The sequence below is a fragment of the Shewanella sp. P1-14-1 genome, assembly GCF_001401775.1.
Taxonomy (GTDB): Bacteria; Pseudomonadota; Gammaproteobacteria; order Enterobacterales; family Shewanellaceae; genus Shewanella; species Shewanella japonica.
Genome location: NZ_LKTL01000015.1, coordinates 56,754 through 82,792, shown reverse-complemented (window position 1 = coordinate 82,792; position 26,039 = coordinate 56,754). Strand labels below are relative to the sequence as shown.

At 42.2% G+C, this 26,039-nt stretch carries 16 protein-coding genes; 13 read left to right on the top strand and 3 right to left on the bottom strand.

Going from position 1 to position 26,039, the window contains the following annotated elements; genetic code table 11:
- The first annotated feature begins 14 nt into the window (after nt 1–14).
- The 8 genes from hrpB (at nt 15) to AN944_RS12270 (ending at nt 13,171) form a co-directional block, all read left to right on the top strand.
- A complete protein-coding gene (hrpB, locus tag AN944_RS12305) occupies nt 15–2,603 on the top strand; it encodes an ATP-dependent helicase HrpB (RefSeq protein WP_055024920.1) in 2,589 nt (862 codons plus the stop codon).
- 31 nt (nt 2,604–2,634) lie between these two features.
- On the top strand, nt 2,635–5,016 hold the full coding sequence (gene mrcB, locus AN944_RS12300) for a penicillin-binding protein 1B (protein ID WP_055024919.1): 2,382 nt from the start codon (nt 2,635–2,637) through the stop codon (nt 5,014–5,016).
- 307 nt (nt 5,017–5,323) lie between these two features.
- The gene (locus AN944_RS12295) at nt 5,324–7,075 is read left to right on the top strand and encodes a DUF4856 domain-containing protein (RefSeq protein ID WP_174567612.1); all 1,752 of its coding nucleotides are present in this window, start codon (nt 5,324–5,326) and stop codon (nt 7,073–7,075) included.
- Nucleotides 7,076–7,162: 87 nt separating this feature from the next.
- Nucleotides 7,163–8,401, top strand: coding sequence for an imelysin family protein (locus AN944_RS12290; protein ID WP_055024918.1), 1,239 nt, complete (start codon nt 7,163–7,165; stop codon nt 8,399–8,401).
- The gene (locus AN944_RS12285; RefSeq protein WP_235530895.1) at nt 8,401–10,626 is read left to right on the top strand and encodes a TonB-dependent receptor domain-containing protein; all 2,226 of its coding nucleotides are present in this window, start codon (nt 8,401–8,403) and stop codon (nt 10,624–10,626) included. Before AN944_RS12290 ends, AN944_RS12285 begins: the two co-directional genes overlap by 1 nt.
- Before the next feature lie 97 nt (nt 10,627–10,723).
- Nucleotides 10,724–11,704: a sterol desaturase family protein gene (locus tag AN944_RS12280; protein ID WP_055024917.1), complete on the top strand. Its 981-nt coding sequence runs from the start codon at nt 10,724–10,726 to the stop codon at nt 11,702–11,704.
- A 139-nt stretch (nt 11,705–11,843) separates the two neighbouring features.
- Nucleotides 11,844–12,542, top strand: coding sequence for a DUF3581 domain-containing protein (locus AN944_RS12275; RefSeq protein WP_055024916.1), 699 nt, complete (start codon nt 11,844–11,846; stop codon nt 12,540–12,542).
- Between the two features lie 242 nt (nt 12,543–12,784).
- Nucleotides 12,785–13,171 carry a glycine zipper family protein gene (locus AN944_RS12270; RefSeq protein WP_055024915.1) on the top strand — a complete coding sequence of 129 codons (387 nt, stop codon included), beginning with the start codon at nt 12,785–12,787 and terminating at the stop codon, nt 13,169–13,171.
- Nucleotides 13,172–13,645: 474 nt separating this feature from the next.
- Here the strand turns inward: AN944_RS12270 and AN944_RS12265 are convergent, their stop codons facing one another.
- A complete protein-coding gene (locus AN944_RS12265; protein ID WP_055024914.1) occupies nt 13,646–14,278 on the bottom strand; it encodes an MliC family protein in 633 nt (210 codons plus the stop codon).
- 107 nt (nt 14,279–14,385) lie between these two features.
- Nucleotides 14,386–14,586, bottom strand: coding sequence for a hypothetical protein (locus tag AN944_RS12260; RefSeq protein WP_055024913.1), 201 nt, complete (start codon nt 14,584–14,586; stop codon nt 14,386–14,388).
- A gap of 235 nt (nt 14,587–14,821) precedes the next feature.
- On the opposite strand from AN944_RS12260, the gene AN944_RS12255 reads away from it, so the two are divergent.
- Nucleotides 14,822–15,274 carry a MarR family winged helix-turn-helix transcriptional regulator gene (locus tag AN944_RS12255; protein WP_055024912.1) on the top strand — a complete coding sequence of 151 codons (453 nt, stop codon included), beginning with the start codon at nt 14,822–14,824 and terminating at the stop codon, nt 15,272–15,274.
- 185 nt (nt 15,275–15,459) lie between these two features.
- Nucleotides 15,460–16,614, top strand: a complete 1,155-nt coding sequence (chrA, locus tag AN944_RS12250; protein WP_055024911.1) for a chromate efflux transporter — start codon at nt 15,460–15,462, stop codon at nt 16,612–16,614.
- 66 nt (nt 16,615–16,680) lie between these two features.
- Here the strand turns inward: chrA and fdhF are convergent, their stop codons facing one another.
- Nucleotides 16,681–20,961 (bottom strand): formate dehydrogenase subunit alpha, encoded by a 4,281-nt coding sequence (fdhF, locus tag AN944_RS12245; protein WP_055024910.1) that lies wholly within the window; start codon nt 20,959–20,961, stop codon nt 16,681–16,683.
- 446 nt (nt 20,962–21,407) lie between these two features.
- Here fdhF and AN944_RS12240 point away from each other — a divergent pair, with 446 nt between their 5' ends.
- The 3 genes from AN944_RS12240 to lysS all read left to right on the top strand — a co-directional run bounded on the left by AN944_RS12240 (nt 21,408) and on the right by lysS (nt 25,964).
- On the top strand, nt 21,408–23,072 hold the full coding sequence (locus AN944_RS12240) for a methyl-accepting chemotaxis protein (RefSeq protein ID WP_055024968.1): 1,665 nt from the start codon (nt 21,408–21,410) through the stop codon (nt 23,070–23,072).
- A gap of 278 nt (nt 23,073–23,350) precedes the next feature.
- Nucleotides 23,351–24,449 (top strand): peptide chain release factor 2 gene (prfB, locus tag AN944_RS12235; protein WP_162491212.1). Its coding sequence is split into 2 segments (ribosomal slippage): nt 23,351–23,425 and nt 23,427–24,449, totalling 1,098 coding nucleotides; the frame shifts between segments, so codons are not numbered across the junction.
- Nucleotides 24,450–24,461: 12 nt separating this feature from the next.
- Nucleotides 24,462–25,964, top strand: coding sequence for a lysine--tRNA ligase (gene lysS, locus AN944_RS12230; RefSeq protein WP_055024909.1), 1,503 nt, complete (start codon nt 24,462–24,464; stop codon nt 25,962–25,964).
- Nucleotides 25,965–26,039 lie beyond the last annotated feature (75 nt).

The window sequence follows — 26,039 nt, the reverse complement described above, 5'->3', positions numbered from 1 at the left end:
TGTAAGTTATTTTTTTGAGCCAATTACCTATTCAAGCCTTGTTCGAGCCACTGCAACAAGCGCTATCAACACATCGTCAAATTATTCTTGAAGCCCCTACTGGAGCGGGTAAGTCAACGGCATTGCCCTTGGCTATGCTCAGTTGGCCAAGTATTAACGGCAAAATATTGATGCTTGAACCAAGGCGAGTCGCCGCTCGGAGTGTGGCACATTTTATTGCTCAATCATTAGGCGAGAAAGTAGGTGATAGCGTTGGTTATCGTGTTCGAGGTGACACTAAGGTTAGTCGTCATACGCGCTTAGAAATAGTCACCGAAGGTATACTCACTCGTATGATCCAGCAAGATCCAGAGCTCAATGGAATTGCTGTGATCATATTCGACGAAATTCACGAACGCCACTTACCTACTGACCTTGGTTTAGCACTTACCCTAGAAGTACAAGATTCCTTAAGGGATGACTTAACCCTTATCGCAATGTCGGCGACGTTAGCTGGCTTGCCGCTTCAGCAGCTTATGCCTAAGGCGACACTATTGGTCAGTGAAGGGCGCAGTTTTGATGTTGAACAGGTTTATCGACCTGTGACTCGGCAACAACCATGGCTAGAACACATGGCCAATGTGATTGCTGAATCTGTAAAAACCGACTCACCACATGTGCCGCAGCAATATCAAATGGGCTCTATCCTCGCCTTTTTACCCGGTAAGGGGGAGATCAATAAACTGCAGCGTTTATTAAGTCAAAAGGTTGATACACAGGTATTTCTTCTATGCCCTCTTTACGGTGATCTGACACCAGCTGAGCAAGATAACGCAATTGCTGGTGCGCCGAAAGGCAAACGTAAAATTGTGCTGGCAACCAACGTGGCCGAATCCAGTTTAACTATTGATGGAATAACCATTGTTGTCGATAGTGGCTATAAGCGAGAAGCAAGCTTTAATCCTCGTACTGGTGTGAGCCGATTATCTCTTAAACGTATTAGCCAAGCTTCTGCGATCCAACGTGCAGGTCGTGCTGGACGACTTGCTCCAGGTTGTTGTGTGCGTTTATGGGCGCAAGAAGAACAAAGCCGTTTATCTAAAGCAGAAGCGCCTGAAATCAGTATTAGTGAATTAACCACCATGGCATTAGAATGTGCTTATTGGGGGGAAAGCAATATTGAAAACTTACCACTGCTTACTGCGCCGCCCGCAATTCATCAACAAACGGCGTGGCAGTTATTAACGCAACTTGAGCTTGTGGATGCTAACCATAAAATTTTGCCACATGGCAAAGCGGCTTATGAGTTAGGCTGCCATCCTCGGTTAGCACATATGCTATTGCAATCGACTGTATTGGCTAAGACGCAAAAGCAACCGGAGTTAGTGTCGCTGGCGTGTTTATTAGCTGCGGTGTTAGAAGCTCGTGGGCTACCGAAAAAAGGCGTCGATATTAGCCAGTATCTACCACTAGCTACGCAAGGTTTGATGGCGGCACAAGTTAACAAATGGCAAGCGTCATTATCAGTTTCCTCAGACATTAAACAACTTGCTCGTGATGCTGCAAGTCGTGATATCAGCACATTACTCGCTTTGGCATACCCAGATAGAATTGCTCAAGCTCGTGGTAAGCAAGGATTTAGGCTTAGTAACGGTACTGGGGTAACGATTGATATTGAAGATAATATGTCGACCCATGAATGGCTTGTTGTGGCAGACTTTCAAGAATCTCAAGGGCGCAATGCTGGGCGGGTATATTTAGCTGCTGCGATAAACCCCGAGCACCTTAAACACGACTTAGGTTTGCTTATATCCGAACATAAAGTTTGTGAATGGGACGAAGCAAAAGGACGGTTTTTTGCTGAAAAGCAGCAGAAAATTGGTGAACTTATTGTGAGTCGCTCGCTTGAGTCTAACGTTGATTCAGATTTAATTGTCCAAGCGCTAATCAGCCACATTCAATCTAAAGGGTTAAGTATTCTTAACCTTGATGAGAGGTTTTATCAGTTACAATGCCGAGTAAAACTTGCGCAGTTATATGCACCAGAGTATGACTGGCCATCGTTAGAAAGTGCTGATTTATTAGCGACATTATCTGAATGGTTAGCACCGTATTTAGTCGATGTTAATTCGATTGCTAAATTACAAAAACTGGATATATTGAGCCAAGTTAAAAACTTATTAACTTGGTCTCAGCAGCAAACCTTAAATGAATTACTGCCGACTCATTGGAAAATGGCGACTGGGACATCAGCGCCTATTCATTATCAAATTGACGAAGCGAGTGATAAAGGCTGCGAAGATATCGATCAAGCGTCAGATGAAGTATTAGCAAGTGATTCGGTTCGTGGCCGTGCTTTATTACGGGTAAGGTTGCAAGAGGCATTAGGTTTATCACAAAGTCCATTACTGCTTCATGGTAAGCTGGTGGTTACCATGGAGTTATTATCACCTGCGCAGCGTCCAATAGCGTTGACTGCAGATTTAGCCAGTTTTTGGCAAGGGCCTTATGTTGAAGTAAAGAAAGAAATGCGAGGCCGATACCCTCGTCATTTATGGCCAGATGACCCAGCCAACACGACAGCAACTAAATTTACTAAAAAGAAAACGCCAGGCTTAAAGTAATAGCCAAGGACGAAATAGAATTACGCAAATTATGACTGACAGAATAAAAAAGCCAACGGCAAGAAAAGACTCGTCTAAAAAGGCTCGAGCTACAAAGGCACCTGCTAAAAAATCATCGCCCAAGAAACCTGGTGTAAAACGAGTTAATCCCAAAAAAAATAGCCGCTCGAAATGGAAAACGCTTTGGTCATTTACGTGGAAACTGGGTTTAATCGGTTTAGTTATCGTTAGCTCTTACGGTATTTATCTCGATCAAATCATTGCCCGAAAATTTGAAGGTCAGAAATGGCATTTACCAGCCCAAGTATTTAGCCGCTCAATGGCGATTTATCCAGGCGCTGCCATTAGCCATCCGCAATTATTGTCAGAGCTTAAATTACTGGGATATCGTAAAGTCGCTAACCCAAGGCAAGTCGGTGAATTTTCTGCATCAAGCAGCAAAATAGAATTATGGCGTCGACCGTTTTTACATCCCGAAGGCGATCAAGTTGCTCAGCGAGTGATGATTTCATTTGATAGCCAAGGTGTGTCATCGGTGCAGCGTATGTCAGACAAACGCCAAATGGCCGTATTTCATTTAGAGCCTGTATTGTTAGATAGAATTTTAGCTTCAGGTGGTGAAGATAGATTATTTGTGCCAACAGAAGAGATGCCGCAAGCCATTGTAGATGCACTGATCCTAGTAGAAGATCGCAGTTTTTATGAACATCATGGTGTTAACCCATTTGCCATAGCTCGTGCTGCTATCGTTAATATTACCGCGGGGCGCACCGTTCAAGGTGGCTCAACGCTAACCCAGCAATTGGCGAAAAACTTCTTCTTAACCAGTGAGCGCTCGATTGTACGTAAGATCCGTGAAGCGTTAATGGCGATCATTATTGATTTTCGATACAGCAAAGATGAAATCCTCGAAGCTTATTTAAATGAAGTTTATATGGGGCAGGATAAATCTCGTGGCGTGCATGGTATGGGTTTAGCTTCGCAGTTTTATTTTGGTCGCCCGATTGCAGAGCTCACTGTTTCACAGCAAGCATTTTTGATCGCAGCAATTAAAGGTCCTTCATATTACAACCCATGGCGCTCACCAGAGCGTGCGCAAAATCGACGTGACTTGGTACTTCGTCTACTGATGGAAGACGACAAGTTAAATGTTGAACAATACAAAGCCGCAGTTGAATCACCTCTAGGCTTGCGTGACTTTAATAAATCGGTACATCAAAAGTTACCAGCCTTTTTTGCCGTGGTTAAAAATGAACTACGCAGTCGATATGGCGATAGTTTATTACAACAGTCAGGTGTAAAGGTCTACACCACGTTAGATCCAATGGCGCAAGATGCTGCTGAAAAAGCCGTGGTTTCAACCATGAAAACCTTAGATGAACGCGCTAAGAATGTGCAAGTGGGCATGGTCGTAACAGATAAGTACACGAATGGGATTGCCGCTATGGTAGGTGACAGGGTACCTAGCTTTGATGGCTTTAACCGTGCTGTTGAAATCCGCAGGCCCATTGGCTCGTTAGTTAAACCCTTTGTGTATGCCACAGCATTACAACAAGGTCACAAATATAACTTGGCATCTCCAGTGGCAGATAAACCGATTACCTTACAAAACGGTCAGGGTAAGACGTGGTCACCACAAAATGTCGACAAAGTGTTCAGAGACGAAGTGCCATTACTAACAGCCTTTAAAAACTCGATGAATGTCCCGACGGTGAACGTCGGGATTGAAATTGGCGTGGATAACGTAGCTAAAACCATGAGTAGTGCAGGCTGGAGTGAGACGATCCCTCGTTATCCTTCAATGCTACTAGGGGCTATTAATGGCTCTCCATATATGGTTGCCCAAGTTTATCAAACCATTGCCAATAACGGTCGTTATCGTCCATTAAGCTCGATTACTGCTGTGTTAGATACGAATAACCAGCCGTTAAAAGTGAGCCGTGAAAGCGCAACACAAGGACTAGAACCCGCGACTGACTTTTTAGTCCAATATGCGATGAATCAGGTGGTAAAAAATGGTACCGCAAAACGATTAGGCCAAGCGTTTCCTAATGTGGATTTAGCGGGCAAAACGGGTACCAGTAACGATAGTCGAGATTCTTGGTTTGCAGGCTTTGATGAACGAAATGTCGCTGCCATTTGGGTGGGGCAAGATGATAATTCAAAAACGGGTTTATATGGCTCAAGTGGTGCCATGGCCGTCTATCAAGCATTCTTAAAGCAGCGCCCACCTTTAGGCTTACGTATGACGCCCGTTAATGGCGTTACACAAGGTTACTTTGATAGAAGTACAGGTGTCGCTAAGCAAGCTGACTGCGATAATGTGGTAGCACTACCAGCGAGAGTTGATAGTTATAACCCAGTAGATAATTGCGGTGATGAACGTTCTTGGTGGCAAAAGATTATTAATTAATAACAATTTCAGTACATTAAATAGCCTATATAGATAGTGCTACATCGATTTAACAAAAAGGGCTACTCACTTTGAGTAGCCCTTTTTGTTTGGTTTTAATTTATAGGGTGGTTTTTTTATAATTTATTTTCAATGGTTTAGTTTGGGTTTTGTGGTGTGTGGATAAAGTTTAGTCAAGCGTAAATTAGCAATGGTTAAAAAAATATTACGAATAAGATGAATTATCATTTGCATTTATGTATCATTCAGTTGATAAGTTATTAACATTTTGGTTTCACAATTACAGTTTTTGTATCAAGGGAAATTTATGCAACTTAATAGAACAGTATTAGCGACGACTATCGCACTTTCATTAGGCTTACTTACAGCTTGTGGTGGTTCAGACTCTTCTGATAGTCCAGCGACTACAGAACCCACTAATTCTGCACCAACTGATATCTCTCTTTCTGATTCAACTGTTGATGAAAACACTGCTGGCGCGACAGTAGGTACTTTGTCTGCAACTGATAGTGATGCTGGTGATTCTCATACTTTCTCATTGACCAGTGACCAGTTTGTTATTGATGGCACAACACTAAAATTAGCTGACGGTGTTGTGTTAGATGCCGATGCTGCAGAATCAACAGAATTTACTTTAGCCATCACTGCAACGGATGGCGATGGTGCAACGTTTACCAAAGATGTGACTGTAACGGTTAATGACATCATGGATCGCTACGTATTTGACAGTAAGTTAAATGATGGCGAATCAAGTGTGACCTATACTGGCCAAAATGCTCGTCACATTTTAATTGCTGAATTAAATCAATACATCTCTTCGACATTAGAAGCCGAAATCGACAGCAACGAATTAACAACGAAAGATGAAGTACTGGCTAAGCTGAATTACTTCTACAATCCTGATGAAGATACTCAGTACCCTGATATTGCGATTACCTTTATTGATAACTCAAAAGATGGGCTTATCTCTGAGTTAACAGGATACAAAAACCTTACTGATAAAGTGGCTGGTAATGACGCTACTGGTCAACATGAAGACTGGAATAACGGTGCATTTGCTGGTTGGGGGGCGAAAGGTTCTACAACACCTTCAGCACTTATCGATATGTTATTTGATCGTTTAGCTGATAATGCTGTTGCTAAAATTAACGGCGAAGTACGTCAAGATGTTCGTGGTAATGACATCTCGAAAGTATATATTGATGAAAACGGTGTTGATTTAGCACAATTAATTCAAAAATTCTTATTAATGTCTATTACTTACTCTCAATCAGCAGATGATTACTTTGGCGTTGATACTGAAGGTAAGGGCTTAACGACTGACAACATTAACCCTGCTAAAGATGGTGCTGCTTACACTAACCTTGAGCATCAATTCGATGAAGGTTTTGGCTACTTTGGTGCAGCGCGTAACTACCTTGAATACAGCGATGTAGAAATTGCCGGTAGGGTAACAGAAGATGAAGGTCGTGCGGACTGGAATGGCTCACATGATACCGACGGTGACGGCAAAATTGATTTACGTTCAGAGTACAACTTTGGCCAATCTGTCAATGCAGCAAAGCGTGATTTAGGTACTGCTGATAATGCAATGCCAACGGATTACACTATGCAAGCAATGGAAGCATTTATTGCTGGTCGTAAAATCATCAATGATAACGTGGGCAGTGCTTTAACTGAGGCTCAAATGACTGAGCTTGAAACCTATGCAATGGCGGGTGTGAAAGCATGGGAAAATGCAATCGTTGCGACAGTTATTCATTACATCAATGATGTGTCTGCTGATTTGGCACCACTAGCAACTGGCGGTGACAGTGCTGATTTCAACTACGAAAACCTGGCGAAGCATTACTCAGAAATGAAAGGTTTTGCATTAGGTTTACAGTTCAGTGAATACGCTGTCATCAGTGATGAAGACTTCGAAACTGTTCATGAATTATTCGCAACACAGCCAGAATTAACGGGTGATGTTGATGGATATATCGAAGACTTAACCGAAGCGCGTGATATTTTACAAGCTAGCTATGAGCTTGATGCAGATAACGTTGCTAACTGGTAAATCCTATTGTGATATGACCTCACATTAGTAAAAAGCTTGGTGTTGAAAAACACCGAGCTTTTGTCGTTTTTAGAGTAAGGGAATTTTATGAAACAACCGCATTCATTATCCATGTTATTTCTCGCAATGAGTGCCACTTTTTTAGTGGGTTGTAACGAGAGTACCAGCAGTGAAGCTGGCGCTGATTACGGTAATAACGGAGATACCTCTTCAGATTTTGACCAAGCCGCATTAATTAGCAATATTGTCGATGGTGTTATTACGCCGACCTTCCAGCAGTTTGCAGCTAAAAGTTTAACTCAAGCCAATGATATCGCTGCATTATGTCAAGCAGAAGCTGGTTTACAGCAAGGTAGCGTTGACAATGCTGCACTCACTTCAGCAACAGAAACAGCTGCACAAAGCTGGCGCACGACCATGAATCAATGGCAGCGTGTTGAAATGATGCAAATTGGCCCATTATTAAATGATGATGGCGCATTAAGAAACAAGATCTATTCTTGGCCTGTAATGAGTCGCTGTGGGGTTGATTTAGATGTTGTTTCGTTTGAGAACAACGATATCAACGGTACGCCATACGACATCACAACACGTACTCCAGCACGTAAGGGCATGGTGGCATTAGAGTATTTATTATTTAATCCAAGCCTTGAGCATAGCTGCACAGGTAGTGTGACTCCAGAAGGATGGGATAATCGTACCGATGAGTCACGTCGTCTTGCTCGTTGTGAGTTTGCCGCCGAAGTTGCAAAAGATATTAACAACAATGCCAATCAACTTGTTACCGAGTGGTCTGGTGAAAATGGTTATGCTGCAACATTAAAATCAGCGGGAGAGGCTGGAAGTAGTTTTGCTACCGTACATGAAGCGGTTAACAAACTCAGTGATGCATTGTTTTATATCGACAGTGTCACTAAAGATGGCAAGCTTGCCACTCCGCTAGGGTATTTTGCTAATACCTGTGGTACCAGTGTTTGTCCTGAAGATGTTGAATCTCCTCTAGCTGCTCACTCAATTGATAATATCGCCAGTAACTTAATTGCTTTAAAAGCCTTGTATGAAGGCGATCAAGGTATTGGCTTCGATGATTACCTCGTTGATGAAAATGATGCAGCAACAGCAGCATTGATTACCCAAAGTATTGATGCGGCCATTGCCAGTGCGCAAGCCTATGAGCAAAGCTTAGCGGCAACGTTAACGGATAATGAACAACAAGTCGTTGAAACTCATGCAGATGTCAAAGCAGTTACAGATACGTTGAAATCTGATTTTATTAACACCTTAGCTTTAGAATTACCGCAAACATCAGCAGGAGACAATGACTAATGAATCGTTTATTGATGACTAAAAAATTAGCGTTAGTGTTAGCCATTCAATCTTCTTTGCTAAGTTACAGTGCCATAGCTGCCGAAGATGATGAAACAGCAAAAAGCAATGATAGCTACATGGAGCAGATGCAAATCATCGGTCGTGATCAGAGTTTAGATAAAACGACGGGCTCTGCGACATTGATTGATGAGCTGGCACTTGAACAATTTAAGTTTGATGATATTAACCGCGTGTTATACAGCGTACCCGGTGTGAATATTCGTGAAGAAGACGGTTATGGTTTACGACCAAACATCGGTTTTCGTGGTGCAACACCTGAACGTAGTAAAAAGATTAATATCATGGAAGATGGGGTACTTATTGGCCCAGCGCCGTATTCTGCTGCATCGGCATATTACTTCCCAATGACGTCTAAGATGACTTCTATTGAAGTGTTTAAAGGTCCCGCAGCCATTAAATATGGCCCTAACACCGTAGCGGGTTCGTTAAACATGGTAACCCGTGCTGTACCGCAAAGCTCTGAAGGCTTAGTTGATGTCTCTGTGGGGAGTGATGGGTTAGCAAAAGCTCATGCTTACTATGGTGACACCATTGATAATTTTGGTTTTTTAATTGAAGGCGTGTACATGCAGGCTGATGGTTTTAAAGAGCTTGATGGTGGCGGCGATACCGGCTTTGAAAAAAATGACCTGATGGCAAAGCTGCGCTATGACCTTGATGGTGAAACAGTAAATCAAGTCTTTGAATTAAAACTTGCCTATGCAAATGAAACCTCAGATGAAACCTACTTAGGCTTAAGTGATGACGATTTTGCGGCTAACCCTAATCGTCGTTATGTGGCTAGCCAACTCGATAATATGGATTGGACTCACACCCAATTTCAATTCAACCACTATGTTACGAATGATCACTTTGAATTAACCACTCGTGTGTATCGAAATGATTTTGAGCGTGCATGGTATAAGGTCAATGGATTTAAAGGTGGCCTAGTTAATCGAAGTTTGCAAGAGATCTTAGCCGACCCAGATAAAGATGAGACGAACCAACGCTTTTATCAAATATTAACAGGGCAACAAGACAGTGTCGCTGAATATGAGAAAATGACCTTGGGTAACAATGATAGAACCTACTTTACCCAAGGTATCCAGTCTGATTTAAATTGGAATATGGATTTACTCGGTTATAACAATCATTTTGAAGTTGGTGCACGTTTCCATCAAGATCAAATTGAGCGCGATCACACCACTGATGATTATTTTATGCAAAATGCGCAGTTGGTTTCAGATGGTGTGGCGACTAAAGCGTCTACAACCGATCGCGAAAGCACAGATGCTATTTCGATATATCTACAAGACACCATTAGTATCAATGCACTCGATATTACTGCCGGTGTTCGTGGAGAGTTTATTGATGCTGAATATCAAAATCGTGCACCAGGTGCCGAGCAAGATTATTTGAAAAAAGAAACCAGCATCTGGCTGCCAAGTTTAAGTTTATTCTACGCTTTATCTGATGAAGCCGGTTTATTATTTGGAGTGCATGAAGGTTTCTTACCAACAAGCCCTAAGCAAGACCCTTCTATTGAAACGGAAAGTAGCGTCAACTATGAGCTAGGTGGTCGCTATAATGATGGAAACTTTAACTTAGAGCTTATTGGCTTTTTCAACGACATTAGTAACCTTAAAGAAGGTTGTCAGTTCTCAAGCTGTGGCAGCGATGATGATACTGAGTTCAATGGTGGCGAAGTTGATGTGATAGGTCTTGAGCTAACCTCGGGTTATGACTTTACGTTAACTGATAACTTAGATTTTCCTGTATCAGTGTCATACACCTATACAGAGTCAGAGTTTAAAACGAGTTTTGAATCGGGTTTTGATATGTGGGGCGATATTGAAGCGGGTGATGAGCTTCCTTATTTACCTGAAAACCAAATATCAGTTAACTTAGGTTTAGTAAGTAACCAATGGGACGTAAATATGATAGTACGTTACATTGGTGAAATGCTTGAAGCATCGGGTGACGGTGTGGTGCTATCAGGCAGTAAAACGGAAGCATTAACTGTGGTAGATATGTCAGCGAGTTATAATTTTAATGAGTATGGCTTAGTCTACGTTAAAGCTGATAATGTATTTGATACACAAGAAATTGTCAGTCGCAGACCTTATGGCGCAAGACCGAGCAAGCCACAACAATTTCAAATTGGTTACCAGTATCGTTTTTAATTAAGATGCGATAACGCATTGCTCACTGTGATGATGTGGATGAGGCTTTATAACCCTCATTGCAGTGAGCAATAAAGGCTGGCAAATAGAGGTTAGCATGCCTGTAGTAGAGTTTTTTTCGAGTAATATTGGTGAATTGTTGTCATATCCTTTAGATGCAAATAAACGTATCTTTGGGCTTTATATAGTGGGAGCGATACTACTAGCGCTACCAGTATATTGGCGCTTGCATACTGATAAATCGTTAAAAAGCTTTGGCAAATTTTTACTACCTGCTGAAATTTACTTATCCCGCTCCGCAAAACACGACTACCTCTTGTTAGTATGCAACAAGCTGTTAAAAGCGGTGTTGTTTGCGCCATTGTTATTTACTATGGTGCCTGTAGCGCTTGGACTCAGTGATATCTTAGAGAAGCTATTTGGCTCAATCCAACCTCTTACCGAAAACCTCACCATCGTGATTGCAGTATTTACTGTATTGTTATTTATTCTTGATGATCTTACTCGGTTTATTTTGCATCTGGTGTTACATAAAATACCGTTTTTATGGGAGTTTCATAAAGTTCATCACTCAGCATCTGTCATGACTCCATTCACTATTTATCGAAGTCACCCAGTGGAAAGCTACTTGTATGCTTGTCGTATGGCACTCACGCAAGGGATCGCTGTTGGGATCGGTTATTATCTGTTTGGTCCAAATTTGAAAATGTTTGATGTGTTAGGTGCTAATGTGTTTGTATTTTTATTCAATGTATTTGGCTCAAACCTTCGTCATAGCCATATTTGGCTATCATGGGGAGATAAGCTTGAGAATTGGTTTATCAGCCCTGCACAACATCAAGTGCATCACAGTATTGCCAAAGAGCATAGAGACACTAATTTAGGTTCAGCATTAGCAATATGGGATCGGGCTTATGGTAGTTTGATTAAGGCATCAAGCGTTAGTGAGCTAAAAATTGGCGTAACAGGAAATCCTGGGCACGACACGTTAATGGGGATATATCTGAACCCATTTAAGTATTCATTTCGACACTTTAGTAAGTATTTTTCCTTTAAAAACTCGCCCAAGTTAAAATAAATTAATTTTTTCAGCAGCTTATGCTTGTTATAGTCATCGGCTGAGTGTTTTGGTGTTTTTCTAGTACACTCTATGCCACAAAAAGCCCAACTCACCGAGAGAGGGATTTCTTTCACATAATAATAATGAATGGATGTATATGTTTTTGTCACCTTATTATGCCAAGCAAGACCAAAGTGTTTTTATTTCAGCGCAACAAGCCAGTGACTTCGCGAAGCTGGTTGCTGAAGATTTTAATCCTATCCACAACGTCGGCGCAAAACGCTTTTGTGTGCCAGGCGATTTGTTGTTTGCCTTGGTATTAACTGAATTTGGCTTAAGTCAAAATATGCAATTTAAATTTGCAGGTATGGTCGGTGATGGTGTTGAACTCACACTAGATAAGCAAGCTGGGGAGCAATTTAGTATTTGCGATACTAAAGGTAAAGAATACCTTCACATTGAACGTCAGGGTGACGTTTGTCAGTGTGATACGCAAACTGCTGCGTTTATTAAAAGCTATGTGGCTTTTTCCGGTCTCAACTTCATCCATGTATTAGTGCCTATGATGAAAGAATACGGCATGATGATAAATCCAAATAGACCATTAGTGATTTATGAAAGCATGTCTTTTCAATTAGACACCTTTGAATTTAGTGAAATGAGCTTAGAGCTGGTAGAGCAGCATATGGAAATCACCGGCAAACGTGGAGATGTGACGTTGCAGTTTGCACTAAAGAGCGAAGGCAAGGTTATTGGTTCGGGTATTAAAACCCTTGTTTTGAGCGGCCTGCGCGAATATGACGAAGAGCAAGCTAAGCAAATGTGCCATACCTATGAAAGCAGTAAACTGAATTAAGTCAGCATGATGTAGATAATAAAAAGCAGCGATTATCGCTGCTTTTTTTGTGTGAGATCCATAATAATTAACGCCAATATCAATAAAACCAATAAGTCGATTAAACAGTATTATTCCATTCGTGAAACACGATATTCCGTTTTTACACTAATATTTAGCTAGGATAGTTATTATTACTTGTATTGCGCAGCCTTGTTGTTATTGCAATGCAGATTGACCCTTTCAATTTTTGAGGCATCCCAATGAGAAAACTATTATTACTTTCACTCAGTTTTTTTGCTTTTTCAGCAAGTGCAAACATTATCTATGATAAAACTGGCGTAGATGATAAAGATTTTATTTATGACGAACATCAATGCATTGAAATGTCTCAGCAAGTACAGAAAAATGATAGCTCAAGAGGCGTAATAAGTAGTGCTGCTAAAGGTGCTGCAGTGGGCGCTGCAGGTACTGCCATCGCTGGTGGTAGTGGTTCTGACGGCGCTAAAATTGGTGCAGGTATCGGTGTCGCATCAGGTTTACTCGGCGGCTCACGTGATAGACGTGCAAACGAAGCAAACTACGAAGCTGAAAAAGAAACAGTCGTTCGTAACTGTATGGCTAATCGTGGATATACAATACTGAACTAATACAGGTTCAATAGCGCTCAGTTAATCTGAATTGAAACCATGTCTAATGACATGGTTTTTTTATGTGCGAATGTCATTGAAAATATGCGACGTCAGAGACTGATGATGAGATGAGCCGTGAGTGATACTGGCTTAATAAAGCTCAGTTAATCTGAGTTGAAACCATGTCTAATGACATTTTTTATGTGCTAATGTCATTGAAAACATGCGACGTCAGAGGCTGATGATGAGATGAGCCGTGAGTGATACTGGCTTAATAAAGCTCAGTTAATCTGAATTGAAACCATGTCTAATGACATTTTTTATGTGCTAATGTCATTGAAAACATGTGATGTCAGAAACTGATGATGAGATGAGCCGTGAGTGATACTGGCTTAATAAAGCTCAGTTAACCTGAATTGAAACCATGTCTAATGACATTTTTTATGTACTAATGTCATTGAAAATATGAGATGTCAGAGACTGGTAACGACACTACTCGTGAGTGATACAGTTGAGATCAGCTTGCTCAAACTGACTGAAAATGGCTTCCCCTTGGTGAGTCCAAAAACTAAAATTTTGTCCTTGGTATTTGGCTCCTGATGCGGTGCGAGTTAACAAAGCAAAATTGGTCGTTTTAAGGTATTGGCTCTTGGGGGAAACCGTCAGCATCGCTGCTGGTATTGCGGTGTCATTATAAAAATAAGCGGTAATTTTGGTAAGGTTGCCATTGGCCGTTTCGCCACATAGATATTGAATTGGCTCAGGTATTTCAAACTCGCCAGCAGCAATTTGTAGCTCTGTGAGTCGAGACTCATAAGAATCTTGTACGCATGACTTTATATTCTCTGCTTTCCAACAATCGTTACGGCCTTTAATCCAACCTCGCTGAAAGGCTTTTAACTGAGATAATTCATCATTACTGGTTTGAGATTTAAGTTTGGTAAACATCTCGTTAATTTCAACATCTAAACTGGCTAAGTGACTATCTTGGCAGATGATTTCTTCAACTTGACCTTGAGCTTGTTGGCAATCAAATGATGGCATGACAGGCTCTTCAGCTAGAGTTAACTGAGATGGGAGTAATAATAAAAGGCAAATGATCGAAGCTGAAATCTGAATACGCATAATGATAAACATCCTGTTTTATAAGGTCGTATAAATCAAATCATAGCGTATTCAGTTTAAATATGAAGCGTTTTTAGCCGTTGTTCAACGTTGGCTGAACTATCGAATTAAGCTTTTGTGCTAATAATATGACCGCTATTACCTACTGGCTGTGGTGCTGATTGCTGTGGTAATGCAGCTTCAATTAGCTGTAAAGCCATTTGGCCTTCAACTTTTTGCTGATCTTTTGCCATTACGGCAACTTTTAAACTGGTACCAGAATCAATATTTGTAGGCATTGCTGATGGTGAATTAATAGATAAAGACATAGTTTCTCACTTTATTGACGTTACGGCTTAACATACGACGTAGATACCCTTGCTCGGTATCGGTGATATGTCATTATCGGCTTCTCTTTAGCAAACTTTAATTATTTGAGATAAAAGTTCTTCAAACTAAACGGCCTATGAAGCGATTAACTTGTGCGCAATTAAAGTGTGGTAAGATGGGCCAAATTATAGTTAATCATAGTGTTATATTGCCAAAAAACATGGAGCATTTGCCATGAGTAAAGTACCTGCAACCGAAACCCTAGATCCATTAGCACTAGAAAACCAAGTCTGTTTTGCAATGTATAGTGCCACCAATGCGTTAATTCGTGCTTATAGACCGCTACTTGATGAACTTTCACTGACCTACCCGCAATACCTTGTGATGATGGTACTTTGGAAAGAGTCTGGCATTAGCGTAAAAATTCTAGGCGAAAAGCTACATTTAGATTCAGGCACATTAACCCCGCTATTAAAACGACTTGAAACCAAGGGGTTGGTTATCCGTGATCGTAATAAAGATGATGAGCGAGTTAGAGTGTTGCACCTTACTGGGGACGGCAAAGCTTTGCAGCAGAAGGCCAAAAAAATACCAGAATTAATGCGTTGTAAGGTCGGCGGTGATAGTGAAGAGTTACGTGAATTAAAGCGCTTGAGTGAAAAGGCTTTAACGCATTTACAGGGATAAACTAATTTCACAGCTTGTCATAAAAGTTAAATTAAACTGTCATATACTCAAAAGTTAACATACCCATCAATTTCAACATTGGGTTGAGCACTATTGATGTGAGCACTATTGGTTGAGTCAATCGATTTGAGTGCAATCGATTTAAGTACAATCCTTTTATAAATGGAATTGGAAGTCGTTTGATTATGTGGCAAATTTTTACTCGCTTTTTGGCATTAGGCTTTATTAGTTTTGGTGGGCCAGCAGCGCACATTGGTTATTTCAGACAAACCTTTGTGAACGAACTAAACTGGCTTGATGATAAACGTTATGGCAGTTTGGTTGCATTAAGCCAATTCATGCCTGGCCCTGGCTCTAGTCAAGTTGGCTTTGCCATTGGGTATCACCGTGGCGGTTTAATGGGCGCAATTGCTGCGTTTGTTGGTTTTACCTTGCCTTCATTTTTCTTGCTGTTCTTATTAGCAGTGACCAGTGCTCACTGGCTTGAAACCACCGCGGTATCGGGCGCTATACATGGATTAAAGTTACTCGCTGTTGTCGTCGTTGCTGATGCCACATTGGCGATGTTTGGTCAATTTTGTCAACGTAAAACCGCACGGGTATTAATGGTTGCAACCGCAGCAAGTATAATGTTGTTTCCATCTTTACTGACCCAAATAGTTGTTTTGTTACTTGCTGCAATTGTTGGCTTTGTCGTACTGACAAAAGGGGAAAATATTACCCCAGAAAATACGCCAATAACCTTGAGTTATGGCTGGCTTGCGGTATTTATTCTAGGTTTGCTCAGTAGTTTTTATTTGATTAATCAAACCGGCACATTAGGTCAAGTTTTTGCTCAGTTCTATCAAGTGGGTAGTTTAGTTTTTGGTGGCGGTCATGTGGTACTGCCGCTGCTTGAAGCTAATGTTGGTGAGTTGGTAGATTCAGATCGATTCTTAACGGGTTATGCGTTAGCGCAAGCTGTACCTGGTCCAATGTTTACCCTTGCCACATTTTTAGGGGCTGATTTGTGGCTGGAGCAACCGATTTTAGGGGCGATTGTCGCAACGCTTGCGATTTTTATTCCGGGCTTTTTATTAATGCTGGTGGGATTAAAAAGCTGGCATGCTATCAGTGAACGCCCAGCTATATCAGGTGCGATTGCTGGCGTTAACGCTTCGGTAGTCGGACTGTTACTCGCTGCATTGTATAGTCCCGTGTTTACTTCAGCGGTTATTGAACCGATTGATATGGCACTTGTGTTAATCGGTTTTGCGGTGCTTAAAATTGCCAAGCCTAACATCGTATTATTGGTAATGGGCTTTGCCGCGACAGGTGCTTTAATCAGTCTGGTAAATTAAACCGTTAAGCATACAAAAGGCAGCGATTACGCTGCCTTTTTTGTTTATCTGAAGTGATATCGAGGGTTAAGCTAATGCGGGTTCAGCTTGATTGCTGCTCACTTTCTGGCTGAGTACAGGTTTGGAAACACGCTCCGCTTTTACCGCGCACACCTTGAACTCAGGGATTTTTGCCACGGGGTCAATGGCATTGATGGTGAGTTTATTTGCCGCAGATTCTGCAAAATGGAACGGCAAAAATAACACGCCAGATTGAGCTCGTTTGGTTACAAAGGCGTTGATTTCAATTTCACCTCGGCGAGTTGACAGTTTCAAGGTATCACCATTTTTAACGCCCAATTGTTCTGCATCAAACACCGATATCATGACTCTTGGTGAGCCCAGTTTATCCAAACCTTGGGTTTTTCGGCTCAAAGTGCCCGTATGGAATTGTTCCAACAAGCGACCTGTAGATAACACTAATGGGTATTCATCATCAACTGGCTCCGCAGGACTTCGATGTTCAACCGCAGTAAATAAGCCTTTGCCTTTTATTGGTCCATGTTGATGTAATACCGCGGTGCCCGAGTCTTGCTCATTGACACATGGCCATTGAATACCTTTGCTAGGTTTGCCTTGTGCATCATTGTTGAGCCTGTCCCAAGTGATGCCTTGATATTGCGGCGTCACTAGGTTTATCTCATTAGTAATGGCTTGCTCATTAGCATAATCCCAATTAGCCCCCATTTTGTTGGCAATAGCGTGAACTATTTTCCAGTCTTGCTTAGCAAGACCGGGTGGTGGGAGCACGGGTTGCAACCGCTGCACACGGCGTTCTGTATTGGTGAAGTGGCCGAGCTTTTCAGCAAACGATGCAGCTGGTAACACGATATCGGCCATTTTAGCTGTTTCTGTCAAAAAGATATCTTGCACAACAAGAAGCGGTATTTTCTCTAGTGCAGCTAACACATGAGCTTGATCGGGATCGCTAAGTACAGGGTTTTCACCCATCACGTAAAGCGCATCGACTTTATTTTCAGTGATTGCATGCATCACCTCTGTCGCTGTGAGTCCTACATTTGGCGATAAAGAAGTATCCCAATACTGCTCAAATTTCGCTTGTACATCTGGATTATCGACCTTTTGATAGCCAGTGTAATATTGAGGCAGCGCGCCCATATCGCAAGCACCTTGCACATTACTTTGGCCACGAAGTGGGTTAATCCCCGCGCCAGATTGACCTAAGTTACCGCATAGTATTTGCAGATTGGAAATGGCTGTGACATTGTCATGGCCAGAAGTATGTTGCGTAATGCCCATTGCATAGTAAATCGCAGTCTTTTTAGCAGTGCCGATCAATCTTGCCATCTGGGCAATTTTTTCTGCATGAATACCACAGACTTTAGCGGCATTTTCTAATGAGTATTTAGGTTGCATTACCGCACCGATAACTGCGTCAAAGCCATCGGTATGCTTGGCAATATAATCTTTATCATGCCAATCATTGCGGATGATTTCGGCCATAATGGCATTGATTAAGGCAACATCGGTTCCAGGTTTTTGCGCCACATAGAGTTCGGCTTCGTCTGCAATAGATACGTGTTTAGGATCGGCGACCATCAAGCGTGCACCGTGATGACGGATTGCTTGTTTGATCTTAGATGCAATGATTGGGTGAGCATTGCAAGTATCTGAGCCTAAAATAAAGATCAAATCCGAATCTTTAATTCCCGGAATATCGCCTGTCATCGCGCCGCTACCTAAACTTTGCTGCAGCGCTGATACGGTACTGGCATGACATAGGCGGGCGCAGTGATCAATATTGTTGGTACCGAGCACACTACGAACGAACTTTTGCAGCAAATAGTTATCTTCGTTGGTGGCTTTAGCAGAAGCTAAGGTGGCAATCGCATCACCGCCTTTTTGGGCTTTAATTGCGGAAAGCTTTTGTGCGATTGTGTCTATGGCTTCATCCCAGCCGCAAGGAATTAGTTCGCCATTTTTACGAATAAGCGGCGTGGTAAGACGTTGCTCACTTTGAATAAAGTCATAACCAAAACGACCTTTAACGCACAACATACCTTCGTTTACGTCGGAATCATTGCTGCCTTCTACATGGCATATTCTACCAGTGGATGGTGATACGCTGACGTTAATTCGACAGCCCACACCACAGTAAGTACATATGGTTGATGTGGTGTTAAGTTGTTCATTACTGCCTTGACGCTTATCACGTGCATCAACCAATGCACCCGTTGGGCAAACTTGCACGCAGTTACCACATTGAACGCAATCACTGTCTGCCATCGTTGCTTTAAAGCCCACTCGAGGGGCTTGACGAGTGCGCTCTGTTTCAGCGATGACATCAGTGGGCAGCGCTTGAAAGCTGTCTTTTTCAAAGCTAATCGCATTATGGCCACTTTGCTGACCACAAATATCGACACACTTGCCACAACTGATGCAGCGGTTGGCATCAAACTGAATAAACGGGCTGGTCTTATCGACGGCAAACTGCTGCATTTGTGTGGTATCGAACGCTTTAGCATCCACATGATATTCAGTGGCGTAGTCTCGCAGTTTACAATTAGTGTTAGCCTGACAAGCACACTCTAAACAGCGAGCCGCTTCTTTCATCGCCTCACTATGTTCAAAACCTTGTTCCACTTCATTAAAGTTAAGTTGGCGTTCAATGGCTGTGAGTTCAGCCATTTTATAACGAGCCTCAGGCTTGGTACTCGGGTAAAGGTCTGCACCAAGTCCTGTACTTAGTGACGCTGTTTTTGGGGCTTTAGTGGCATTAAACTGTTGTGGCGTTAGCTCACAGCTCAAACCTTGATTGAGTAGTTTATCGATTGCTACAGCTGCCTTGCGGCCATCACCAATCGCAGCAACAGCGGTGGCAGGACCTGTGCGAGAATCACCAATCACAAACAATTTATCAACCCCTGCAGACATGGTGTGCTCGCAGCCTATAAAGGTATTCCAGCGACTCAAGGCAATTTCACCACTGGTTAAGTAACTGTCAGGGTGTTCTAAAAAGCTCATATCTGGGGTTTGTGATACGGCGGCAATCACAGTATCAAAGGCTTCGATAAAGGTTTCGCCAGTTGCTTTAGGTGAACGCCTGCCTGATGAGTCTGGTTCACCTAATGCCATTTTAGCTAAATTAATTGCTGTGACTTGACCATTTTCATCGCTAATGTTTTCAATGGGATTAGTCAGAAAGTGAAACTTAACTCCTTCAACTTCCGCCTCGTGGATTTCATAAGGCTCAGCTGGCATGGCATCACGAGTACGGCGATAGATAATAGTGACATCATGGCCAGCGCGAACTGCGGTGCGAGCACAGTCAATGGCCGTATTACCACCACCAATGACAGCGACTTTTTTACCGATGTTATAGCTTTTATCTGTGCAGTAATCACGTAGGTAATCAACGCCTAAGTAACAGCCTGTTAAGTCGCTGCCTGGATAATTCATTGGCACGGCTTTTTGTGCGCCGATGGCTAAACAAACTGCATCATAATCATCAGTTAATTGCTTTAAATGAACATCTTCACCCAGTCGGGTATTGGTTGAAATCGTTAACCCATTAGCGGTTAATAAGGCGATTTCTTTATCAAGGATTGCTTTAGGTAAGCGGTATTCAGGAATACCGTAACGCAGCCAACCGCCAGCTTGCGGCATTGATTCAATAATGCGGACTTCATGGCCTTGATTTGCTAAAAAATACCCTGCGCTTAATCCAGCAGGGCCACTGCCAATGATGGCGACTTTCTTACCGGTATCTGGTTGACGTTCAATTTGGTAACTGTGCTCATCAGCTAAATCTAAATCTGCCGCGTGGCGCTTTAATTGGCGAATCGCTACGGGCTCATCAACTAAACCACGGCGGCACTCAGCCTCACAAAATGCTGGGCAAACTCGGCCAATAGATAACGGCAGTGGTAAGGTTTGTTTAATTATTTTTACCGCTTCAGTGTGATTACCTTGGGCGATATGAAATAAGTAACTTTGAATATCCACACCTGCTGGGCAAGCTTGCTGGCAGGGCGCTTCACAGTCAGCAAAATGATCAGACAAAATATGGGTTAATGCATCACGGCGAAGTTCACTTAATTCTGCGCTCTGGGTGGTGACGTGCATATTGTCGGTAACTTGGGTCTTACAAGCCTTAGCTTTGCGGCAACTACCGTCATTATTATTGATATCGACTACACACAAATTGCAGTCTTGTTTGTGCGCTGACTGTGGCGAGGTTGAGTCACACAAACTCGGAATAAGGATGCCTGCTTCCTGTGCAGCTTGGAGAAGATTCCTTCCACTATTAACCGACAATGATTTGCCGTCTATTTTGAGTGTAATCATCTTGTAGGCCTTGTTTGATTCTTTGTTGGCTTTACATGCCTTTTATTAGTTCTACAAAATATACCGATTTTTATTAGATCTACATTAACTGAGGAATATGGGGCTAGGTTTTGTTGTGTTGCTCACATCATGCTGTATTTATGTGCGCTTGCTAATATTTAAGCTGAAAGGCTTGCTTGTGCTTCGCAAAAAAAGGGTTTGTTTGATCTTGATCTCAGGTGGGAACAAGGCGGCTTAATGGTGCCTGACGCTAACTAACCAATTAATCAGCCTTTTAATGGAAAGTAGTTACTATTCAGATGAATGTGCATGTGTATGGTGCTAATTAAGCTTTATTTGATCTAGCTCACGAGTTGTTTACTAAAAAGTTACATATGTATCAGAATGAATGCTTTTTTGTAACTATAATTATGCCATAACAAGAATCGAGAGAGAGTTACAACATGATGTCAAACTTGTCCCTGCGTAATAAATTATTAGGTTTAGCATTAATTCCCCTTACTTTCATTTTAGCAGTGATGCTGAGCATTTATTATTTTACTGAGAAGAGCGCACTAGAAGAAGACATTCAACATTTTCGCTCTGAATTGATAGCAGAACGCAATAATCAAATGAAAGAGCAGTTAGAAATTGCCACAGCAGTTTATGAATATCAGCGTAGCCTAGGTGATAACGGAAACTTTAAAGCGGCACTTCGTACACTGAGATTTGGCAGTGCTGGCTACTTCTACATTTATGACGATAGCGGTTTGAGTATTTTTCATGGCGTTAACGATTCGTTGGAAGGGCAAAATAAAATTGATATGGCAGACCCTAATGGCACCAAAATTGTTGTGGGGTTATTAGATGCGGCTAAATCAGGTAAGGGCAGTTTTACTTACTTTTATCGTAAACCAGGAAGTAACGAGTTAGTTGAAAAGCTTGGTTATGCAGTGATGATCCCTAACTCTAACTGGATGCTGGGTACTGGTGCATACATTGATGATATTGAAGCATCCATCACTGAATATCGTCAGTACACACAAGAAAAGATGAACGAACAAGTAGGGATGTTTCTACTTCTTGCCATCATATTAGCGTTAGTCACAGGCATGATTGTCGTATTCGCCTCACACAAAATGGTATCACCAATCCAGAACATGGCAGAGTCTTTAAACGACATTGCAAAAGGTGAAGGTGACTTAACTAAGCGGTTAACGGTGAGCGGTAAAGATGAGATTGCACAACTTGGCCTTGCTTTTAACCTGTTTGTTGAAAAATTGCAGGCGATCATTACCGAGGTTTCAGGCGCAACTGATGAGGTTAAAGGCGCAGCAAAAACCATAAACGATCAAACGGTAACCATTTCAAATCAGCTATATAGCCACAACAGCGAAGTTGATCAAATCGTTACCGCGATTACTGAAATGTCGGCGACAGCTAATGATGTTGCGCAAAATACCAATAGTGTGGCCGAAGCAACCGATGATGCTTCAGACTATGTGTTAAAGGCTCAAGAGTGTGTGGATATTTCATTAAATGAAGTGTCGCAATTAATGAATCAAATCGACAGCGCCGCTGATAATATTTCTTCACTTAGTGAGCAGTCTAAAAAGATTAATTCAGTATTATCTGTGATTGGCGGTATTGCGGAGCAAACCAACTTATTGGCATTGAACGCGGCTATTGAAGCTGCAAGGGCTGGAGAGCAAGGTCGTGGTTTTGCAGTGGTTGCTGATGAGGTACGTAGCTTGGCAAGTCGTACTCAGGCCAGCACTGTCGAGATTAATGAAATGCTATCTGAACTACATAAGTTAGTGGGGCAAGCCGTTGATGCAATGGAGCAAAGCCAAAAAAGTGGTGTGCGCTCAGTGGATTCATCCAAAGCGATTTCAGAAAGTTTAGGTGCGGTGACATCGTCTGTGACCAGCATTAATGACATGAGTACCCAGATTGCGACAGCTGCGACAGAGCAAAGCTCAGTAACAGAGGAAATTAATCGCAATATTACCTCGGTGCAAGAAATCGTTAATGAGCTGCTGTCATCTAGCCAGCAAGCGGCTGAGGTCAGTACTTCTGTTGCAAGCTCTGGCGATTACTTATCGACATTGGTGAGTCAATTTAAGGTGTAAATCCATTATTGAATTATAAAGCCCAACAGTGAGTTAATTTCATTGTATTTACTGAGATAAAAGAGCCATTGCAACGTTTGTTGCTTGGCTCTTTTTTATGTCTAATTAATTCATAAATGGTCAGTTAATGTGTTCATCAAACTTATTCAACTTACTTGATTGTAATCATGGCCAACTAAAGTGACAAAAAGTCATTAAAACGACCTAGGTTTAGCGCTAGCGATAGGTTAGAATACTCGGTTTGCAGCAATCTAAATTTCCATAAAGTAGAAATCATCATGTTTGAAGTAAATCCAGTTAAATTCAAGATCAAGGAACTCGCTGACCGCACCGAACTTCTTCGGGGGTATCTTTGACTACGCTGCTAAGCAAGAGCGTTTAGAAGAAGTTACCCGAGAGTTAGAAAGTGCCGAAGTATGGAACGATCCTGATAATGCCCAAGCACTGGGTAAAGAGCGTTCATCTTTAGAGGCAGTGGTCAAAACCATTGATGATATGGACAGTGGCCTTGAAGATATTGAAGGACTGGTTGAACTTGCCGTTGAAGAAGACGACGAAGAAACCTTTAACGATGCGAGTTCTGAGCTAGAAGATCTTGAGAAACGTCTAGAGGAACTTGAGTTCCGTCGTATGTTCTCAGGCCCACATGATGCATCAGATTGCTATTTAGATATTCAATCAGGTTCAGGCGGCACCGAAGCGCAAGATTGGGCAAACATGGTGTTGCGTATGTACTTGCGTTGGGGTGAAGCCCACGATTACAAACCAGAATTAATGGAAGTCACCGACGGTGATGTTGCCGGTATTAAAGGCGCAACCATCAAGTTTACTGGCGAGTATGCTTTTGGTTCACTACGTACAGAAACCGGTGTTCACCGTTTAGTGCGTAAGTCACCGTTTGATTCGTCTGGTAAGCGTCATACTTCTTTCTGTTCGGTATTCGTTTACCCAGAAATTGATGACTCGATTGAGATTGATATCAATCCAGCAGATTTACGTGTCGATACCTACCGCGCATCCGGTGCGGGTGGACAGCACGTTAACAAGACAGAATCTGCAATTCGTATTACCCATTTACCGACCAACACGGTCGTGCAGTGTCAAAATGACCGTTCGCAACATAAGAACCGCGACGCTGCAATGAAACAGTTAAAAGCAAAACTGTATGAGTTAGAAATGCTCAAACAAAATGCTGATAAGCAAGCCGCGGAAGACGCCAAATCCGATATTGGTTGGGGCAGTCAAATCCGTTCGTACGTGCTTGATGACGCCCGTATTAAAGATTTACGTACTGGTGTTGAAAACCGAAATACCCAAAGCGTCTTAGATGGCGACTTGGACAAGTTTATTGAAGCTAGCCTGAAATCTGGCCTTTAACGAGAGAAGAAGATGACTGAACAAACTCAAGACGAAAACAAGTTAATTGCAGAACGTCGCGCGAAACTAGATCACATCCGCGAAAACTGCCCTGCTAATGGTCACCCGAACAACTTCGATCGAAAACACAAGGCTGCTGATATTCAAAAAGAATACGGCCACTACACTAAGCCTGAGCTAGAAGAAATGGGCGTTCAACGTTCTATTGCGGGTCGTGTTATGGCTAAACGTGGTCCATTCTTGGTTATTCAAGATGTATCTGGCCGCATTCAAGCTTATGCAGGTAAAGATGTTCAAAAAGATTTAAAAGCGACTTACCAAGGTTTAGACATTGGTGACATCGTCGGCGTAACCGGCCAACTTCACCTTTCAGGTAAAGGCGATTTATACGTCAACATGGAAGAGTACCAATTGCTAACAAAAGCATTGCGTCCACTACCAGAAAAATTCCACGGTCTATCAGATCAAGAAACGCGCTACCGTCAGCGCTACGTTGATCTAATCGTTAACGAAGACTCACGTGAAGCCTTCATCATGCGCTCTAAAGTCGTTACTGCTATTCGTAACTTCATGGTGAAAAAAGAGTTCATGGAAGTTGAAACCCCAATGATGCATAGCATCCCAGGTGGCGCTTCAGCTCGTCCATTTATTACACATCACAATGCGTTAGACATCGAAATGTACTTACGTATTGCGCCAGAACTTTACCTAAAACGTCTTGTTGTAGGTGGTTTTGAGCGTGTGTTTGAAGTTAACCGTAACTTCCGTAACGAAGGTTTATCGCCACGTCATAACCCAGAATTCACTATGATGGAATTCTATATGGCGTATGCTGATTACAACGACCTAATGGACTTAACAGAAGAAATGCTAAGTTCAATCGCAACTGAGCTTTGTGGTTCACCACAACTGCCATACGGCGAGCACACCGTTGATTTTGGCGGGCCATACGCACGTATGAGCATGTTAGATGCGATTAAGAAGTACAACCCAGACAACGAAACGATTCAGTCTATGACTTATGAAGAAGTTAAAGACGTTGAGTTTATGCGTAACCTTGCGAAAAGCATTGGTATGAGCATCGAGAAATTCTGGACTTGTGGTCAACTACTTGAAGAAATCTTCGGTGAAACGGCAGAGCCACAGTTAATGCAACCTACGTTCATTACGGGTTACCCAGCTGACATTTCACCACTTGCACGTCGCAATGACGAAAACCACTTCATCACCGACCGTTTCGAGTTCTTCATCGGCGGCCGTGAAGTCGCGAATGGTTTCTCTGAGCTTAACGATGCAGAAGATCAAGACAACCGCTTTAAAGCGCAAGTTGATGCTAAAGATGCTGGTGATGACGAAGCAATGTTTTACGATGCTGATTACATCACAGCACTAGAGCACGGTTTACCGCCAACTGCTGGTCAAGGTATTGGTATCGATCGTTTAGTGATGTTGTTTACTAACACTCACACCATCCGTGACGTGATTTTATTCCCAGCAATGCGCCCACAAGGGTAATTGTTGATTAAGCCGTTGGCTTAATTTGCTTTAGATCAAGAAACTAAAAACCAGCCGCAAGGCTGGTTTTTTTGT

Coding starts and splice junctions, on each gene's coding strand:
- AN944_RS12280 (WP_055024917.1), top strand. CDS start 10,724: ATGCCTGTAGTAGAGTTTTTTTCGAGTAATATTGGTGAATTGTTGTCA.
- lysS (WP_055024909.1), top strand. CDS start 24,462: ATGACTGAACAAACTCAAGACGAAAACAAGTTAATTGCAGAACGTCGC.
- AN944_RS12275 (WP_055024916.1), top strand. CDS start 11,844: ATGTTTTTGTCACCTTATTATGCCAAGCAAGACCAAAGTGTTTTTATT.
- chrA (WP_055024911.1), top strand. CDS start 15,460: ATGTGGCAAATTTTTACTCGCTTTTTGGCATTAGGCTTTATTAGTTTT.
- AN944_RS12295 (WP_174567612.1), top strand. CDS start 5,324: ATGCAACTTAATAGAACAGTATTAGCGACGACTATCGCACTTTCATTA.
- fdhF (WP_055024910.1), bottom strand. CDS start 20,961: ATGATTACACTCAAAATAGACGGCAAATCATTGTCGGTTAATAGTGGA.
- AN944_RS12285 (WP_235530895.1), top strand. CDS start 8,401: ATGAATCGTTTATTGATGACTAAAAAATTAGCGTTAGTGTTAGCCATT.
- AN944_RS12290 (WP_055024918.1), top strand. CDS start 7,163: ATGAAACAACCGCATTCATTATCCATGTTATTTCTCGCAATGAGTGCC.
- mrcB (WP_055024919.1), top strand. CDS start 2,635: ATGACTGACAGAATAAAAAAGCCAACGGCAAGAAAAGACTCGTCTAAA.
- AN944_RS12265 (WP_055024914.1), bottom strand. CDS start 14,278: ATGCGTATTCAGATTTCAGCTTCGATCATTTGCCTTTTATTATTACTC.
- AN944_RS12260 (WP_055024913.1), bottom strand. CDS start 14,586: ATGTCTTTATCTATTAATTCACCATCAGCAATGCCTACAAATATTGAT.
- AN944_RS12270 (WP_055024915.1), top strand. CDS start 12,785: ATGAGAAAACTATTATTACTTTCACTCAGTTTTTTTGCTTTTTCAGCA.
- AN944_RS12255 (WP_055024912.1), top strand. CDS start 14,822: ATGAGTAAAGTACCTGCAACCGAAACCCTAGATCCATTAGCACTAGAA.
- AN944_RS12240 (WP_055024968.1), top strand. CDS start 21,408: ATGTCAAACTTGTCCCTGCGTAATAAATTATTAGGTTTAGCATTAATT.